The organism is Paraburkholderia sp. D15 (assembly GCF_029910215.1).
In the GTDB taxonomy this organism is placed as follows: domain Bacteria; phylum Pseudomonadota; class Gammaproteobacteria; order Burkholderiales; family Burkholderiaceae; genus Paraburkholderia.
The window spans coordinates 39,784-55,333 of record NZ_CP110397.1; the positions used below are offsets into that span (position 1 = coordinate 39,784).

10 protein-coding genes and 1 pseudogene are annotated in these 15,550 nt (G+C 60.6%); 8 read left to right on the forward strand and 3 right to left on the reverse strand.

Annotation, left to right across the window (positions count from 1 at the left end):
- Positions 1-2,174 precede the first annotated feature (2,174 nt).
- Both LFL96_RS34775 and LFL96_RS34780 read right to left on the reverse strand, forming a co-directional pair.
- The gene (locus LFL96_RS34775; RefSeq protein ID WP_281004198.1) at positions 2,175-3,986 is read right to left on the reverse strand and encodes a phage integrase family protein; all 1,812 of its coding nucleotides are present in this window, start codon (positions 3,984-3,986) and stop codon (positions 2,175-2,177) included.
- A 22-nt stretch (positions 3,987-4,008) separates the two neighbouring features.
- Positions 4,009-5,538, reverse strand: a complete 1,530-nt coding sequence (locus LFL96_RS34780) for a hypothetical protein (RefSeq protein ID WP_281004199.1) — start codon at positions 5,536-5,538, stop codon at positions 4,009-4,011.
- Positions 5,539-5,945: 407 nt separating this feature from the next.
- On the opposite strand from LFL96_RS34780, the gene LFL96_RS34785 reads away from it, so the two are divergent.
- The 5 genes from LFL96_RS34785 to LFL96_RS34805 all read left to right on the forward strand — a co-directional run bounded on the left by LFL96_RS34785 (position 5,946) and on the right by LFL96_RS34805 (position 11,073).
- Entirely contained in the window at positions 5,946-6,587 is a 642-nt protein-coding gene (locus tag LFL96_RS34785) for a hypothetical protein (RefSeq protein WP_281004200.1), read from the forward strand.
- A complete protein-coding gene (locus LFL96_RS34790; RefSeq protein ID WP_281004201.1) occupies positions 6,584-8,566 on the forward strand; it encodes a hypothetical protein in 1,983 nt (660 codons plus the stop codon). Before LFL96_RS34785 ends, LFL96_RS34790 begins: the two co-directional genes overlap by 4 nt.
- 3 nt (positions 8,567-8,569) lie before the next feature.
- A complete protein-coding gene (locus LFL96_RS34795) occupies positions 8,570-9,571 on the forward strand; it encodes an ATP-binding protein (protein WP_281004202.1) in 1,002 nt (333 codons plus the stop codon).
- Positions 9,568-9,903, forward strand: a complete 336-nt coding sequence (locus LFL96_RS34800; RefSeq protein ID WP_281004203.1) for a hypothetical protein — start codon at positions 9,568-9,570, stop codon at positions 9,901-9,903. Before LFL96_RS34795 ends, LFL96_RS34800 begins: the two co-directional genes overlap by 4 nt.
- A 303-nt stretch (positions 9,904-10,206) precedes the next feature.
- Positions 10,207-11,073 (forward strand): hypothetical protein, encoded by an 867-nt coding sequence (locus LFL96_RS34805; RefSeq protein WP_281004204.1) that lies wholly within the window; start codon positions 10,207-10,209, stop codon positions 11,071-11,073.
- A 228-nt stretch (positions 11,074-11,301) separates the two neighbouring features.
- On the opposite strand, the gene LFL96_RS34810 is transcribed toward LFL96_RS34805, so the two are convergent.
- Complete coding sequence (locus LFL96_RS34810) at positions 11,302-12,477, reverse strand: tyrosine-type recombinase/integrase (RefSeq protein ID WP_281004205.1); 1,176 nt, start codon at positions 12,475-12,477, stop codon at positions 11,302-11,304.
- Between the two features lie 313 nt (positions 12,478-12,790).
- Here LFL96_RS34810 and LFL96_RS34815 point away from each other — a divergent pair.
- The 3 genes and pseudogenes from LFL96_RS34815 to LFL96_RS34825 all read left to right on the forward strand — a co-directional run.
- Positions 12,791-13,081: pseudogene (locus tag LFL96_RS34815) on the forward strand (low affinity iron permease family protein); the annotation flags it as partial.
- Positions 13,006-13,410: a hypothetical protein gene (locus tag LFL96_RS34820; protein ID WP_281004372.1), complete on the forward strand. Its 405-nt coding sequence runs from the start codon at positions 13,006-13,008 to the stop codon at positions 13,408-13,410. The pseudogene LFL96_RS34815 and the gene LFL96_RS34820, both read left to right, overlap by 76 nt.
- A 1,094-nt stretch (positions 13,411-14,504) precedes the next feature.
- On the forward strand, positions 14,505-15,419 hold the full coding sequence (locus tag LFL96_RS34825; protein WP_281004206.1) for an alpha/beta hydrolase: 915 nt from the start codon (positions 14,505-14,507) through the stop codon (positions 15,417-15,419).
- Positions 15,420-15,550: the final 131 nt, after the last annotated feature.

Genomic DNA, 15,550 nt, shown 5'->3' on the forward strand with positions numbered 1-15,550 from the left:
CTTTACTTGAGATCTTGGCTGCGCAGCGGGGTGTAACATTCAAGGACTGTCAGTTTCCACGTGGAAACTGACAGTCCTTTGAGATGTTCGAAAATGAGGGTCCACTCGCTCCTATGCGTAGATGGCTAACGCAGGTATATAGGTGGGAGGTCCGTTCGTTGGTAGCAGCCGGCGACTCGTTGTCAGTTTCGATAACGAGGTTGAACGCGTGGAGTTTAGATGGACTGCGGGCGCGGAGAATTGCCATTCGGCGTGTCAATCTGGTTTCCACGTGGAAACCAGGTGGAGTTTCATAAGCCGATGTCGTTGTCTCGGGATGTGGCAGGTGGTTTCAATTTTTTCAAACTCGCAAAGAGCGAGCTGGCTTCAGTTCAACGTCGGAGCATGGTTGGCCGACTCGCGGTGGTCAGTCTGCTGACAGACTCTCCATCGGCCGTTGACTGTCAGGAACGATTTCCTCGACTCAGTGCGATGTTATTGCCACCAACCGCTCGGCGGATTTTCTTGCAATGACCTATTGACGCAGCCAGAAAACTCGATAATGAGACACGTTTTTCCTCGTTTAGCGCTGAGGTCTTGTGTACGGACGTCTGAACGGTAGAGCGTAAGCTTGTTTCCACGTGGAAACTGATCTTTCCAAGCAGCCGATCTGTGAGCGCTGGCCACCGCCCTCGTTCGTCTAAAAAATAACCTGAACGTGTGAGGGGATACTGTTCGAGTATTCGACGGACGTCTGGGATCTTGGAATTAGCGGCTGCTCGTTGTGTCGCTGGGTATGCGATGCTTGGCACAGTATTTCAGTCGACGCCTGTCGCGCGAAGTATCAGGCCTGAGGAATTACATTGCTTTTACTGCATGAGGTCTTGGACCTGGTTGCGCATACTCCGGGTCACACGTATCGAGTAGAAGGGCTCAGGAAGTTGTGAAGGTCTAGTTGCTCTATTCCCGTGTATGCGACGTCGACAAGTCACGTACCATGCGCCAGTTTGTCTTTCGGCCACGGAAAATATCCCACAGCCTGTCTCACAAAGCGGAGTTGATTTCGATTCGGCGGAGCGGCAAGTTACTTGACTCGCTCAGTGATTCTTGGCCGAAACGTGAGTTGCGATTGATGAGTACAGACGGTGGTCGCACGCATTACCGGTCTCTTCCTCGGTCTTAGGGACGTGCTCAAGCCTACATGATGAGCTAGGAATCCAGTGTCTACATCGACCGCTCGATTCTCAGTTAGCGATTTAGGTTTGCCATATTGATAGTCCACGTGTCGCTGCGACCGAGTCATGGATCTTTGGTCTATCGGTTCTGCGAACGTCGTTGATAGGTTGAAATTCGTCCGCGAAAGTAGGATCGAGCCTGCGTTGCGTCTGTGAGTTCATTGGGCGGCGGGAGGGTAGGCGGGAAGATTTCTACTGCCGGCGGCCCCAGATGCTCGGGCTCACCTAGGGCAGTGGGCCTATCGCGTCATTCCGATGAGCCGGCCGACTCGCCGCGGAGCAGGCTTGCGGAGTTTCCACGTGGAAACCGCTTTAAGAAACACTGTAGTTCATAGCTTTGGGTTATCCCAGGTTGAGGGCTACTCTTGGTCCCGGCATCGCATACCCACGGGTAGAAAAAACTATCGTTACGTCGATTTTCCTTGAAATTTGGAAAATTTTTATGCTTGGTTCACTTCCGAAAAAAGATTGTGAAAAGTTGTATGGGAGTGCCAATCGCGTGAAGCACGCGGTTCGCGCTCGTGGCGCGGATCAGCGCCTTATATACTGAATTTACGGAGATCGTCCACGTTGCGCATTCGCGCCAATTGTTCTGCAAGGAAGCGGTGGTGTGCCGACCGCGCCTTCAGGTTGCGTTTAGTGAGAGATGGCTGGACGCGATGTCTTGCTGTTACTGTTTCAGACATTCGGAGGGGCGCGTTGACCTTGTAGTTGCCTCGGAGGGGAGGCATGAGCCGCAGTTAATCTACGAAGCGGTCAAAGCGCAAGATTGAGAGGGGGCGCCCAGCGCGTGTGTGTGGCCCGGCGATCGCGTCTTGCCGCTTGGCCAAGGCCGTATTGAACCGCGGAGACTTCCGGTCTCGACACCGTTGTTAGCGGGGATATCAATGACGGTCGCGGTTGTGCCACCCCCGAATGATCGGCCAGCGGGTGGCCCGTCTGCACGGCAGGCACATGGTTCTATCGCGGTCCGGTGCGGCCAGTCCTGTTTTTCGCATAGAGACGGCTGGTCTCACGCATGACGCGCTGCTTCTCGGCCTGGACGTAAATCGTAGTGGTCTGCAGGGACCGGTGCCCCAGGATTTTCTGTAGCACGTCAATCGGCACGTCCTCGGCCGCAGCTTGGGTTCCAAAGGTGTGCCGGAAAGCATGGGGAGACGTCGTCGCCAATTGCTTCATCTCGGCTTCGTTGAGGTCGGGCATCCCCGCGATGAGCCGCTTCATCGCCCAGCGGACCATCTTGTTCACCCCGTCCGGCGAATACGGTTCCGCCTCCGGACCGTCGTGCTTTCTGATCGCGAGGGGCGTCGGGGGCACGATGAGCGGGCTGATCAACGGGCCTGCGGACTCCGTGTCGAAATCTAGGCCGCGATCATGCCAATGCGCGCGGAGCGCGTCCACCGCTGCGGGGCTCACCGGCACAATTCTTTCGCGCCGGCGCTTGCCCAAAACCTTGAGCTGCCAGACCGGCGCGCCATCTTCACAGAACGTAGTCGGAGCCATGCCGTCACGGCGACATACCGTCAGTTCTTCGCGGCGCAGGCCCGAGTCGCCGCTCAGGAGTAGTGCGACCCGCACAATTCGCCAGTACGTCGCCGATGGCGGCAGACATTGCGCATCGATAAACGTTCGCAACCGATACCACAGCAAAGCGGGCAGGGCGCGCTCGAGCTGCAGGTCGGACTCACGTTCGATGATGACCGGATCCTTCACGACCTGCCATGGATTGCCTGCAAGATAGCGCACGTCGACGAGCCAAGCAAATGCCGCCCGCAGCGCGCGCACCGCGTATTTCTGGGTCTCGGCAGACATCTCGCTGGACGCGAACGGTCGCCAGCGCGACGAGCTGCGCGGCGCGCGTGGACCCACGAAGGCCAAGGGGGCCTTGAGAAAATCCTTGTACGCTTCGCAGTCGTCCACGAGGACTGCGCTCAGCGCCTTGCCGCGCACACAGACCGTCCACATCAGAAAGCGCTCGATTTCCTTGGTATAGCTGCGCAGCGTTTTTGGCTGGTCGCGGTACTGGTAAAGATACGAGCGGACCGCGTCGAGGTCGTTGCGGGCATGGATGTACGAAAACGCCGGTGCACGGTTGATGCCGTCCACACCCGAGAGCGAGGCGCGCAGCGCCATGCGTTCAAGTGGCACGACCGTCTGGCGATGGCCGCCAATCTCCACGATCTGGCTGTCGCTGGCCTTGAACGGTTCGGTCTCGTCGATGTCGCTTGCGACTCGCCGGCCGATCGACGCTTCGTGCCGACGCAGCCAGCTGACGATGCGTCGGGCGCGGCCTGGCCCGATCCTCCGGATGGCGCGCCACCAGCTCCCGCCGCGCCGGTTGCAGAAGTCGATAAGCTCGCCGACCGTTGCGATGCCGCCGGCCTTGAGCTGTAGTGCGACCATGGGTCGGAACCAGACACCCACTGCGTGATCGGCGGCGGGTTCCGCGACCGCCAGCCTGGCGGCTTCCTCGACCATCTTCAGGCTGATCGCAGAAAGACGGGCGCTTCCGTGCTTCCGGGTCGAGGCCTTCAGGTGGTCGGCGAGGACCGGTGAGCCGTGCTGAATCGCGAGGTCGACCAGATCGGCCTGCATCGCGCGCAGATGGCGTTCGACGCCAGTCGCCGTCGGCGCGTCGCCGTTCTCGTCCTCGGAAAAGTACAGGCGCGCGATCGTGGCTGCGGGCACGCGCTGCACGAAGGCGCGCAGCGCGGTGAAGTCGTTGCGGGTGTACTGTCGTAGCTGCTCAACGGCCTGCACCTGATTGGTCATCGCTTCTCCGGATCCCGTCAGTTCAGTGTGGGTTGGCCGCGACTTCGGGGGCCGAGGCTGGGCGAAGTACCTGCGGAACCGGCGACGGCATAGGCGGGAGGCGGCCCAGCGAATCGGCGTCGAGCGGGGGCAGCGGAGGCAGGGCGGTAGGTGGCCGGACTCCCGAAGGAGTGGAAGCCCCGGGGGACGTGGCGAGATCGTGGAATCGTTGGAGGTCGGCTGGGCTGAGCCTGACCGACCGAGGCGCGCCCTGCGGCGGCAGATCGTGTTCGTGTGCGGCGCGGCGCTGTTCGGCAATGGTCGTGGCCGCCGCCTGCATTGCACTGTCCAGCGTCGGCGCGCTCAGTTCCAGGTCGAGGGTAGCGTCCTCGTAGCGCGCCTTGATCAGATACGGCCCGTAGAGTTCGTCGTCGACGCCTTCGCTGTTGATACCGAGGCGGGTCAATGCGTTACGCCCATCCCGATCGTCGAGAACACGAATGGATGTCCCGTTACCAGGAAGAAGTGGATCGAGTTTTGCGGCGACGCGGTCACCATCGATGTCGCCCTGCTGCGCCAGGCCGGGGCCGAAACTGTAGGTCAGCGACTGTTCCTTCGCGTCCCGCGAAACCGTCGCAGTCGGGTCGAAGGGTGTATTCATCACGCAGTCGACATGCACCTGAACGTCGAAGAACGCGACTGTCCCGCGGGACTGCCCGATGTCGTAAAGCAGGTCGAGCAGCCTGGGGCTGGCGCCCATTCTGTCCTGTGGGCAGAACGTGTACCAGCCGGTAATCACCGGCATCGCCGCGTTGGACGGCTGCGCTGTGGCAGTTATTGCTGTTCCCGTCGGTGGGTGCCCGGATGCAACGAGGATCTCGCCTCGCCACTCGCGGAGTTGATCGACGAACGGATGCCAGCCACCGACCACAGTGACGATCGTGCCGATGACGGCGAACACGACGAATGGCCCGGAATTCGCGACACGCGCGGCCCAGCCCGGCCGCGTCTCTTGCTCCTCGCGCACCTTTTCCTCGGCGAGTTTGGCGGTGTCAACGTTCGCCGGAGACTGGAAATGATCGCGCCGGAGCAGGCTGTCGATCCGCGTGCGGTCGGCCTGAGTGCCGCCATCGAGGACGCTCGAGACCCGCGCATAGCAGGTGAAATCGGAGATGGCGCGCTTCAGTACCCGGCTTGTGATGTCGAGCGGGTCATCAAACACCCCCCAGACGATGAGCTTTTCCTGCCGGCGTCCCAGCTCCGACTCATACGGATATAGGAAGACGGCGACAGCGCCGGTTGGGCCCTGCGAGAGCACGAGCGCCGCACCGCGCTCGATCGCGAGTGCGCGGCTGCCAGGTATTCTTCCGACTGGATGCTGCCCGAAAAACAGCTGGATTGTTCGGTGCTCTCTGTTCTGACACACGTGAAGTCGTTCCGGATGGCCAGCGGCAAGTGCCTGTTGTTCTGCCGCCCGGAAATGACGCTCGATGCGCGTGGGATGAAGGGAAAGTTGCGGCACCTCCGATTGGCATCTTATTGAACGAGGCGCGGTTGCCACGGGCGCCGTCATCACTTTCGTTTCTGCGCGTCAGGAAGTGAAAGTCAGAAATGCCAGAGATCGGAAGAGAAAGTCTGAATTGTCGTATGCCGGCAGTCTGCGATCGAAGAACGTCGTTGTGAAACATACCTAATCAACGTCCCGATCCGAGGAGATCCAGCGCCAGTAGAGCTTTGATGGCAATCTGGCTAGTTTTTATTCCGATTGTTTCACGACGAGACGCGTTCCCGGACCGTCTGGTTCTCCGTAATGATCTAAAAGTGCATATACACTTTCTAGGAGCTAGAGAAATGTAGTAGGCAATACGTATTTTGTAGTGATGCGTCGATCGCGGAGAATTCGACGGCGCGGTGTTCGGAAGGGCGGATTACCGGGCGCTTTTGTACTAAAACATTATTTGGCAAACCGGAGCCCTGGCGATGATCGAACCACGTTTCGTGCAGGCAGTCAACAGCACGCGTCCGCACGGCGCGCATCGTTATGACGTGTTCGGGCCGAAGATTGGACGTCGGCTGACACTGTTCGGGCGGTGCGCGATGGATCTGTGGGTCCGCCTCGAAACGGATCCCCACGTGCTCGCATACTGCGAGAGACCTCTGCGTGTTCCGGACGTGAAGCCGGCGCGGCCCGTCGATTTCTGGGTCCGCACGCCTGACGAAGAGAGATTGTGCATTGTGCTGCGTCCCGCGGAGTCGAGTGCGGCCGATCGGGGGGACACTCTGTTTCCGGCATTCGAGAAATGGAGCAGGGTGTCTTCGATGCAGCTCGACCTCATTCATCCACAGCATCTGGACGATCCGCCGGCGTTGCGCGAGAACAGGATGACGATGCTGCATCACCTCGCGAGCACCCATTCGATTCCTGTCGGGGCGGTGATGCGCGGCGTGCTGGACCGATTTCATCACGGCCAGACTCTGGCTGAACTCGAGCGGAGGCTCGCGCCCGTCGACCCGATGCTCGTGCGCTCGGCGGTCTTCAGACTCGTGTTGCGCGGCGAGATACGATGTCCAGCACTTGCACTCGAGCCGTTGGGGGCGCACACCCGGCTGGAGCTGCCGTGAAAACGATCGCCTTCGGCGCGATGCGATTCGACCGCCGCTCCATTCCGCCGGATCTGATCGATGTCGGGCAATGGCCGGGCGCAGACGACAGTGCACTCTCCGACGAGGGGCGCGATCTGCTGCAACGCCGGATCCGGGCGATGACGTTGTTTGTCGATGGGCACACACCCCTACGCGAAATCAGCCGGGAAACCGGCATCGGTTTTAACGACCTGTATCGTGTCTTCGAGCGGTGCATCACGCAACACGAGGACGGTCGTATCTTCGGCTGCCGAGCGCTGATCCCTTATCAGCACACGCGACCCTATGATCGCCGCTCGCTGGTCAAGCCATCCCGTGAGAATGTAGCAAGTAACGCCAGCGGTGCCTTCACCCAATTGCTGCGGCGTTATCCGGACATCGCGCGCTGGATCGAACGCAAGGTCGCTGAACGAGGCAGGAAGCATGCGGAGTTGACCGAAGTGCACCGCCAGTTGTGGCGACTGCACGGAGGCTTTCTTGCGCAGTGCCGGCAGGCGGGCATTCAGGCACATGAATATCCATTCAACCAGAAATACCTCGGTGAGCGATCGCTTGCCACTTGCGCCCGCAGGCTGGCGAACCGGAATTTCGACGTGGCGGCTCGGGCAGCAGGCGCCCAGCAGATTGGCCATCGTTGGCGCGACGATCCCGAAGCCATGCGCAAACCGGCGACCTGTCCCTACGAGGTAGTCGAATTCGACGGTCACAAGGTCGACGTGCGCCTCACACTGCGCATTGATGACCCGTTTGGTTTTGAAACGCTGCTTGTGCTGCGCAGGATCTGGATCCTGCTGCTTCTCGACGTGGCAACGCGCGCCGTGATTGGCTATACGCTTTCGCTCGGCCGCGAATATAACAAGGACGACATTGCTGTGGCCCTGCAGGCCAGCCTGACGCCACACACAGAGCGCGCGTCGAAGATTCCGGCGCTGGTAGTCAGGCCGGGAGGTGGGTTCCCGTCCGCCGCCATTCCCGAAACGGCGTGGGCGTGCTGGGGCACGTTTCGTTTCGACGCGGCGAAGGCCCATTTCGCAAGCGCGACACTTGAGCGTCTGACCCAGGTCGTCGGCTGCGCGACCGACAACGGGCCACTGGGTCAGAAGAACGAACGTGCGTTGATCGAGCGCTTCTTTGATCAGCTCGCGTCGCATTTTGCCCACAGGTTGCCGGCTACCACGGGCAGCGATCCTCACGCAGTCGAACGGGCGCTCAACGATGTCGGCAGCAAAACCTCGCTGATGATGACCCTCGACGAGCTCGAGGATGTGATCGACGTGGTTCTGGCTAACTACAACGGCGAACCGCATGGGGGACTGGGCGGGCGTACCCCGCTGGAGGCCATGCAGTTCCTGCTCGCGAAAGGGGAGGGTCTATTGCGTACGCTACCGGTGGCCCGGCGCAGTACCTTGTGTCTGCTTCAGGAAGCTCGTGTTGTCACCATTCGCGGGAACGCGAGCCGCGGCGAGCGCCCGCACATCAATTTTGAACACGTGCGCTATGACAGCCGCGTGCTGTCGGGCATCGCGGGACTGATCGGCAAGCAGCTCCGCGTCTATTTCAACGTCAAGGATATGCGGCATCTGCACGCGTTCCATATGGACGGGTCTGAACTCGGTGTGCTGACCGCCGCGCGGCCCTGGTGTTTTACGCCACATTCGCTGCGCGTGCGGCAGGAAATCTTTTCACTGATTCACCAGAGAAAGCTGGCGGTCCGGGAGGGCAGCGATCCCGTTGGCGCGTGGTTTGCCTACAAGAAGGAACAAGCGCGAAGCCATACGCGCGACGCCAACGATCTGGCGCGCATGTTGGCGGACCGGGCAAAGTCGCATCAGGGATCGCTGCCGCCCGACGTCGCAGATGCGAGCGCAGCGGCGACCCGTGAAGCGCTGGTGACGGAGCCACCAGCGAAAACCACGCCACCGCCACCGTGGCTCACGAAAATCTTCACGTTCGGGTGACCGATGCCTGACTTGCTGCCACGTCCCGTTGATCCATCGGAACATCCGCTCGCGAACCAGACGTACATGGTGCTGGTGCCGACGCCGGCGATCGCGGCGATGTATGCACGCGTGCGCCAATGTATCCGGCGGGGCGTGGCGGGCGGCCTGATCTATGGGCACACGCGCTGGGGCAAAACATACGCGATCCGGTATTGCGTCCGACTTCTGCGTCTTGAGCTGCCTCGCGCGGCGGTCCTGACGATCGGCATGCCGCGCAATCCGTCGCGTTCGGAAGCCCTGTTTTTCGGCATGCTGCTGAAAGCGGCACAACATGAGCGCCCGGACAGCGGCACGGCGTTACAGCGCCGGCTGCGTCTCTATCACAAGCTGGCTGAACTGGTAGAACGCGCGGCTGGCAACAGACTGATCGTGTTCGTCGACGAGGCGCAGCGTCTGGAACTTGAGCACTACGAATGGTTGCGAGATGTGCAGGACGAACTGGAGCGTCGGGGCGTTCGGATGTTCACGTTTCTCGTCGGTCAACCGGGCATCCTTAACCGGAAGAGTTCGTTCCGGCAGAGCGTCGATACTTCGCAGATCGCGTCCCGTTTCATGATTGACGAGTTGCGCTTCGAAGGCTTCCGTTCTGCGGATGATCTGAAGATGTCCCTCGGCGCATATGACACGTCAACCTTTCCCGATCGCAGTGAGTGGCCCTATACGCGTTTTTTTCTGCAACGGTCATTCGATACCGGATTCCGCCTCGGAAAACAGCACGGGGTGTTGTGGGAGGCGTTCGATGCCGCGCATCGGCGCGCGCGGTTCGATTTCACGATGGAAATCCCGACGGAATATCTGGCCCGCACGGTGGAGATTGCGCTGACAGACAACATGCAGCACGACGCGGCAGACTTCGCGTTGAGCCCGGCCTGCTGGTCACAGGCGGCGGAGGAGTCGAACTTCGTCGCCGCACTTGAGGAGCTGCGTATCATCTTTGTCGACGAGGCCGCATACGGATCATGAAGCGCTTCCATATTCTCGTGCCCCACCCTGAACATGAATCGCCCGGGCTGTGGTGCTGGCGTGATGAATGGCACGCCACCGGGCAATCTGCGTTTGCGCTGCTCGCCAAATTTCAACGGCTCAACGCGCTGTCGTGCACCAGCCTCGCGGACTGTTTTGGCCGGCGCGAAGAGCGGCGGTCGGTATCTGGAAGCATCGATCTGCGCGACGCACGGCAATTTGATGTGCGGCGCCTGGCGGATGTGCTTCGCCTGCCGCTCGAAGACATCGCGCGCGCGTTCGTCATGCCTTCGCATCTGGCGCGCGTGATCGCGGTGCCAACGCTGCGCTGATGCGCTCGGTGCGCCCGGGAGGGCGTGCACCTGACAGTGTTCCAGTTGCGGACTTGCCGTTCCTGTCCCCTGCACCACACTCCGCTGGAGGAGTGTTGCTCACAGTGTGGCCTGGAGATTCCATTCCGGCTGAGACCCGACGTCTTCCGGGCGCCGTTTTCTTGTCCATCATGCGGCAGGCCGTGGATATTCCCGCCATGCGGCCTTGATGACCTACGAGTCGACGGTGCGTATCGGCGTCTGCTTTCGCGGTGGGCCGCCGGCCAGCGTCGTGTCCTACAAGGTGGTCCGCAAACGGATCCCATGGACGGCGTCTGGAACGTACGCCGTCCGGAGGAAAGGGAAGTGAGCGGGTATGCATCGTGTACGATGTTCCCTGACGCAACCGCGAGTGACGATGATCTTCTGACGGGAGCGCGCAGCTGCTACAAGGCCATCAGGCGCTGGGTCATGCGCGAGTACGGCGGCCAACATCACGTGTGCATTGCGTCGGCCACCCACCATCTACGCAGGCGGATGGATGGCCGCTCGACGCCGCCGTTCTGTCCGGTCGCACAGGCTGTGTTGCGGTGGCGCACGAAATGGGAAGGCTTTGGCGTTCCCGAGGCGCTGCTGCATCCACCGCTGCACGGTCCGCTCGGGATTGTCGTCTGGCTGTCGCGGTATGCGCCGATCGCGCCTGGCGAATGGAGCGAGTCAACGAGCCGATGGCTCACGCTACATCTGTTCGCAATCGCATGTCTCGACAGTTTTCGCACTTTCCTCCATGAATCGCAGCAGGCACGCAGTCACGAGCGCATTGTGTGGTGGCCGTATCCCGTCCATGACTTCCCGCAGCGCGAAGTGGTCGCGGGGGGCCGGGACCGGCCCGATGATCCAGCACGATTCCGGCTGATGCCGCTCCAGCTCAAGCGAGGTATCCGCGTTTTGCCCAGCACCACACCCGGCGGCCTTGCACATGAAAAACGTCATGCACGGCTTTTGTTCGCTATCGGAAATGCGGGCGACGGACCGGCTTCGTCTCTTTCGCCTCAACCTCCAGGGCACGTCAATCAGCCGACGGCACCGGGATACAGCGTTTCGGCTGTGCCGCCGCGATACGACGCTCGCCCGGGCTTCACCGTCGCGAACACCGTCGAAGGCGATCCGAAATCTGTTGTTGCCGTGTGAGTGTCAACGCAGGGTCCTCTCTGGAGAACGGAGTTGCCGCAAATTTTATGACGATCTGAAAAGCCTGTATGTAGCAAGCAAGCGAGTGCACTCGGGTAGCCCCTGGACCGATCGCCCAACCCCAATGGCTCATCGCTCGGCGGTGGTTGTTATGGACGACGAATGATATGTGCGTTGTTCGCGCTATCAAACAAAAAGTAGCTATGCTCAAGCCCGTGAAATCCATCCTCACCAGTCCAGCCGATGTTTTTCTTCCGTCTCCCGGTGACGGGTGTCGTCGTCGCTATGAAGATAGATGCTCGTTGTCGAAATCGATGCGTGTCCGAGGTTGTCTCGCACGAGTCGCAGATCGAGGTTGCCGTCGGCCATGTGAGAGCCGGCACTGTGCCTCAGCCAGTGTGCGGATGCGCGCTCCAGATGTACGGCACGCGCGGCATACTCTTCACCCCGAAGCCTTAATTTGTCGGCTGCGCCCGCAAAGATGCCTTTGATGATCGAGTGCAGCGCGGCCCGTGTGAGCGGCTTCATGGATTTGCCGAGCGGCAACACCAGTGGCGTGTCCTCGTGCGAGGACGGTAGCGGTGCGAGCCCGCGCGCGCGCCGGTAGCGCGTGAGTTCGACCATCATTTCGGCGGACGCGGGGACGAGTCGTTCCTTGTCACCTTTGCCAAGCACCTCCAGCCACCACCGTTCGTGCCCCTCGTTGTCACGCCGGCAGAAAAACTTGCCCATCGTGTTGCCACCGACCTCCGAGATCCGCAGGCCGCCCAGGTAGAGCAGGGTAAAGAGCCATCGGGCGCGCCAGTAACGTTCCTGTTCCCGATCGCTATCGCGGGGCAGGCCGTCGATATAGACCTTCACCTCCTGCCAGAGGTCGCGCTTCAGGTAGCGGGTGATGCGCGGCGCCTGTCGGCGGGACCGCTGGCGCGACAGGGACAGCGGGTTGCCGGCGAGGTAGCCCGCTTCGACAAGCCATGAGAACAGCGCATTGAGGATGACCATCGCCTGACGCTGGCTGGAGACTGCGAGCGGCCCGTAAAACGGTCGCCAGCGCGGATCGTGACGCGGAAACTTTCGCCCACCGTCTGACATCCAGCGCGAACGTGGTTGGGGCTCTCCAAGAAATACTTTGTAGGCAAGCAGGTCCTCGTGCGTGAGTGATGACAGAGGCTTGCCCAGTTGCATAATGGACCATAAGAGGAGTCGCTCAGCTTCCTTGCGATAATTGTCGAAAGTGGTCTTCGTATCGACAACGCGGGCCAGCCACGCGCGGATCGCGCTCAGGTCGTCAGCTGCGGTGATCTGCTGGCGACCGTTCGCCCGATTGATGCCGTGGCGACCGTCCAGGTCAGGCGGCAGGTCAAGCGCATCGAGCGGGCGTGGAGCGATCAGCTTGGTCGTCATGGTTTCATCGTGGAATGGGTAGGAGCATGTGTCCCCGCGATTGTCGCACGCGCGGAGGCAGTTTTGACACTACAGGCATAATGTCAAGATTGCGCTCAAAGGCGTGAGAAAAACGCCACACAGTTCTGGAAGTCTAGTCCGCCAGCGCGAATGCATGCGACCGACGCGCAATCTCCTATGTGCTTGCCGGCGAATCGTGGTTTCGCTCCTCAGAGAGCGGGGCGTCAGCGTTGCGGTATGAACGGTCGAGAATTCTGCCATACCGGCCGGGCGGCCTCTCTGATAACCTCGCTAGTTTTCGAGCCGAGGTGATATGAACAATAAAAGGCAGAAATCGTCGACGGACCGGCTGGATGCAATACCAAATACGAGCAGTCCAGCATTCACAGCAGGCAACGGGGTAACGCGGCCCTTCGACCGGTTTGCCAGCGCCGTCACCCGTATGGCCGGCTCACCCTAACCTTCGTGCTGGCCGCTCTCAATATCATCGTCGATCGTGACGGGGCCGGTCTTTCATTATTCTGACGGTTGGCAACCGGTTATCAACACTGGAACGACCATCGTAACTTTCCTGATGGTCTTCCTGATTCAGCAAAGTCAGAACACGACGGCTTGACAATTTTGCATGGTGAGCGACGTGGTCACTCTCCCTCCCGCTGCAGTACATCTGAAAGCATTGCCAAGCAGGTTGACAAAGACCTGCCGCAGTCGCATCTTGTCCCCAACGATCCGCACATAAGACTGGATCGCGCTTTTCAGCTCGATGTTGCGCTCGTCGGCGAGGAGGCGCATCTCAACAATAGCCGCAGTCAGGCAACCATCGAGCGCTCCCGGCCGCTTTCGCGCAGCGATTCCATTTGGGCAAAAGCGCTGCTTAACCCGTTGGCGTCCACGGATTCCGACCGACCTCACTATTCGATGTTGCCAGACTAATCAGTGCCATTAGCGATACGATAACCCGCAAAGCGGTCGGCGCTATTGTTCGAGGCATATCATCGGGATTGGCTGCGCCTGGCCTCCCAGGCTGCTGGTGAGCTCGGGGGATGTGTGTGACGTGACCGACTATGAAATCCGCCCGCTGGAATGCGTCATTGTAAACGATGCATCAGCTGATCTGCAGGTCAGACGGCCGTATCTCGACTGCGCGGGTCACCGGGCCGACGCGGCGAAATATTTACGGAGGCGGTCATGACTGGTCCCCTTTGCCGTTCGTTCAAATCCGCAGTACATTCCAGCCACCGTCTCGCCCAGTATGGCCGTTCCATTGACGACGCGGAGCGTTTTTACTGCATTTTCAGACTGGACGTGACGCCGACGGGCGCTCATGCGCACGAACTCGGGTGACGCGCTGCTGAGCTCAACCGCTGCGCTCAAGCGTGCCCCCGCAACGCGGGCAACGGGGCGTCGCGTCGCATACGCGTCAGCATCTGTGCCGGCGGCCGGCGCTTTTCACACGTGCTGCTGTTCCCGTCCGACGTGATGCGCGCACTCGGCTTTTAGAGCAACGCACTCGCCCGGCGCCGATCGAACCAATCGCTTGACATCATCGCGTTCAGGCACGCACCTCATGCCATTGATCATCGCCTTATCGCGTTCGCTCAGAGCACCGCCCGCAACTGGCATCGTGTTGCTTAAGTCGCGGAGAATGTGAACGGGTGTCCGAGGGACCATCGCGGATGGCGGACCGGATTCTTGAACTTGGCGCAGATAACGCCGGAAGCAGATCGAGGCAGGCGAGCTTGCAGAGTCAGCGCATAAGCGACGAGGCGGTCGATGCGGGTGCTTCGCTGCCGACGCATGACCGGTAACTTCCGGCAATTGAGGGACAGCGCCTATGCAAATTCCGTATAACTCGTCGCTTTTCGTCATGTAGCGGGTGTGAGAGGCGGGCACAATAATGGAAGCCTAGCCAACTCGATGCGGACTTTAGCCCGACCACACGTCGGCAATGTGTTACATGGGAAAGCCGATTGCCCAGCTACGCAATGCCGTCGAATAAAAATACATCTGGCATGGAGGCGTACCTAATGAATCAGAAACCCGACTACCGTAACGTCGGTTCTGGCGATCATCAATTCAGTGAACGACTAGGCGATCTGACCGTGTCAGGACGCAGGCGCGGCTTCAACGGCGGCGCAGGCGCTGCCGACCGACCGCTGATCGTTGCGCTGCACGGCGGCACTTATTCGTCTGCCTACTTCGACGTGCCAAGCTATTCACTCCTGGATCGATGTGCTTCGCTCGACCTGCCTGTCATCGCAATCGACCGGCCGGGCTATGGCGACACAACGCCGCTTGCATCGCACGACGCGACGGTTGCCAGGAATGCGGAGCAACTCGCCGATATTCTTGGCGCCGTCTGGGAACGTTACGGTCGCGGCCGCGCCGGCCTGTTCCTGATCGGACATTCAATTGGTGGCGCGATCACGGTGTCGATCGCCGCCAGACAACCGGCGTGGCCTCTCATCGGTATCGCCGTCTCAGGGGTAGGACTAGTCACGCCGCCCGAAAGCCTCGATCACTGGTCGGCATTGCCGGACATTCCGATGATAGATCTGCCCGCGCCGGTGAAGGATCAGGTCATGTTCGGCCCCGAGTGGACTTTCGCGCCGGACATGCCGGCTCGCAGCCACAGCGCCAACGCGCCGGTGCCGCGCGCGGAGTTGATCGATATCGTGACGACCTGGCACTCGAGTGTCAGAGACATCGCGAGTCGCGTTCAGGTGCCGGTGCATTACCGGCAAGCCGAGTTCGACCGTTTATGGATCACGGACGCGGATCAGGTCGCCGGTTTTGGCGCCGCTTTTTCCGCGTCACCCGTGGTCGATGCCGCGCTTTACAGGTCTGCCGGCCACTGCATCGACTTTCATCGTCTGGGCTTCGCTTTTCAACTCGATCAACTGGGTTTCGCGCTTCGCTGCGCAGTTCGGCCTGCGGGCTAGGACGAGGGTTGCGGCGGTGGTGCAGGGGGCGGCAGAGATACGTCTCTGCTCCCAACTCGTGCAGAGACATATCTCAAGAAAGGGCATCTTCGAGATAGAACGGATTCCTTATATATAACGTTACGGCCACG

Coding starts and splice junctions, on each gene's coding strand:
- LFL96_RS34775 (WP_281004198.1), bottom strand. CDS start 3,986: ATGACCAATCAGGTGCAGGCCGTTGAGCAGCTACGACAGTACACCCGC.
- LFL96_RS34795 (WP_281004202.1), top strand. CDS start 8,570: ATGCCTGACTTGCTGCCACGTCCCGTTGATCCATCGGAACATCCGCTC.
- LFL96_RS34780 (WP_281004199.1), bottom strand. CDS start 5,538: ATGACGGCGCCCGTGGCAACCGCGCCTCGTTCAATAAGATGCCAATCG.
- LFL96_RS34800 (WP_281004203.1), top strand. CDS start 9,568: ATGAAGCGCTTCCATATTCTCGTGCCCCACCCTGAACATGAATCGCCC.
- LFL96_RS34810 (WP_281004205.1), bottom strand. CDS start 12,477: ATGACGACCAAGCTGATCGCTCCACGCCCGCTCGATGCGCTTGACCTG.
- LFL96_RS34785 (WP_281004200.1), top strand. CDS start 5,946: ATGATCGAACCACGTTTCGTGCAGGCAGTCAACAGCACGCGTCCGCAC.
- LFL96_RS34805 (WP_281004204.1), top strand. CDS start 10,207: ATGGACGGCGTCTGGAACGTACGCCGTCCGGAGGAAAGGGAAGTGAGC.
- LFL96_RS34825 (WP_281004206.1), top strand. CDS start 14,505: ATGAATCAGAAACCCGACTACCGTAACGTCGGTTCTGGCGATCATCAA.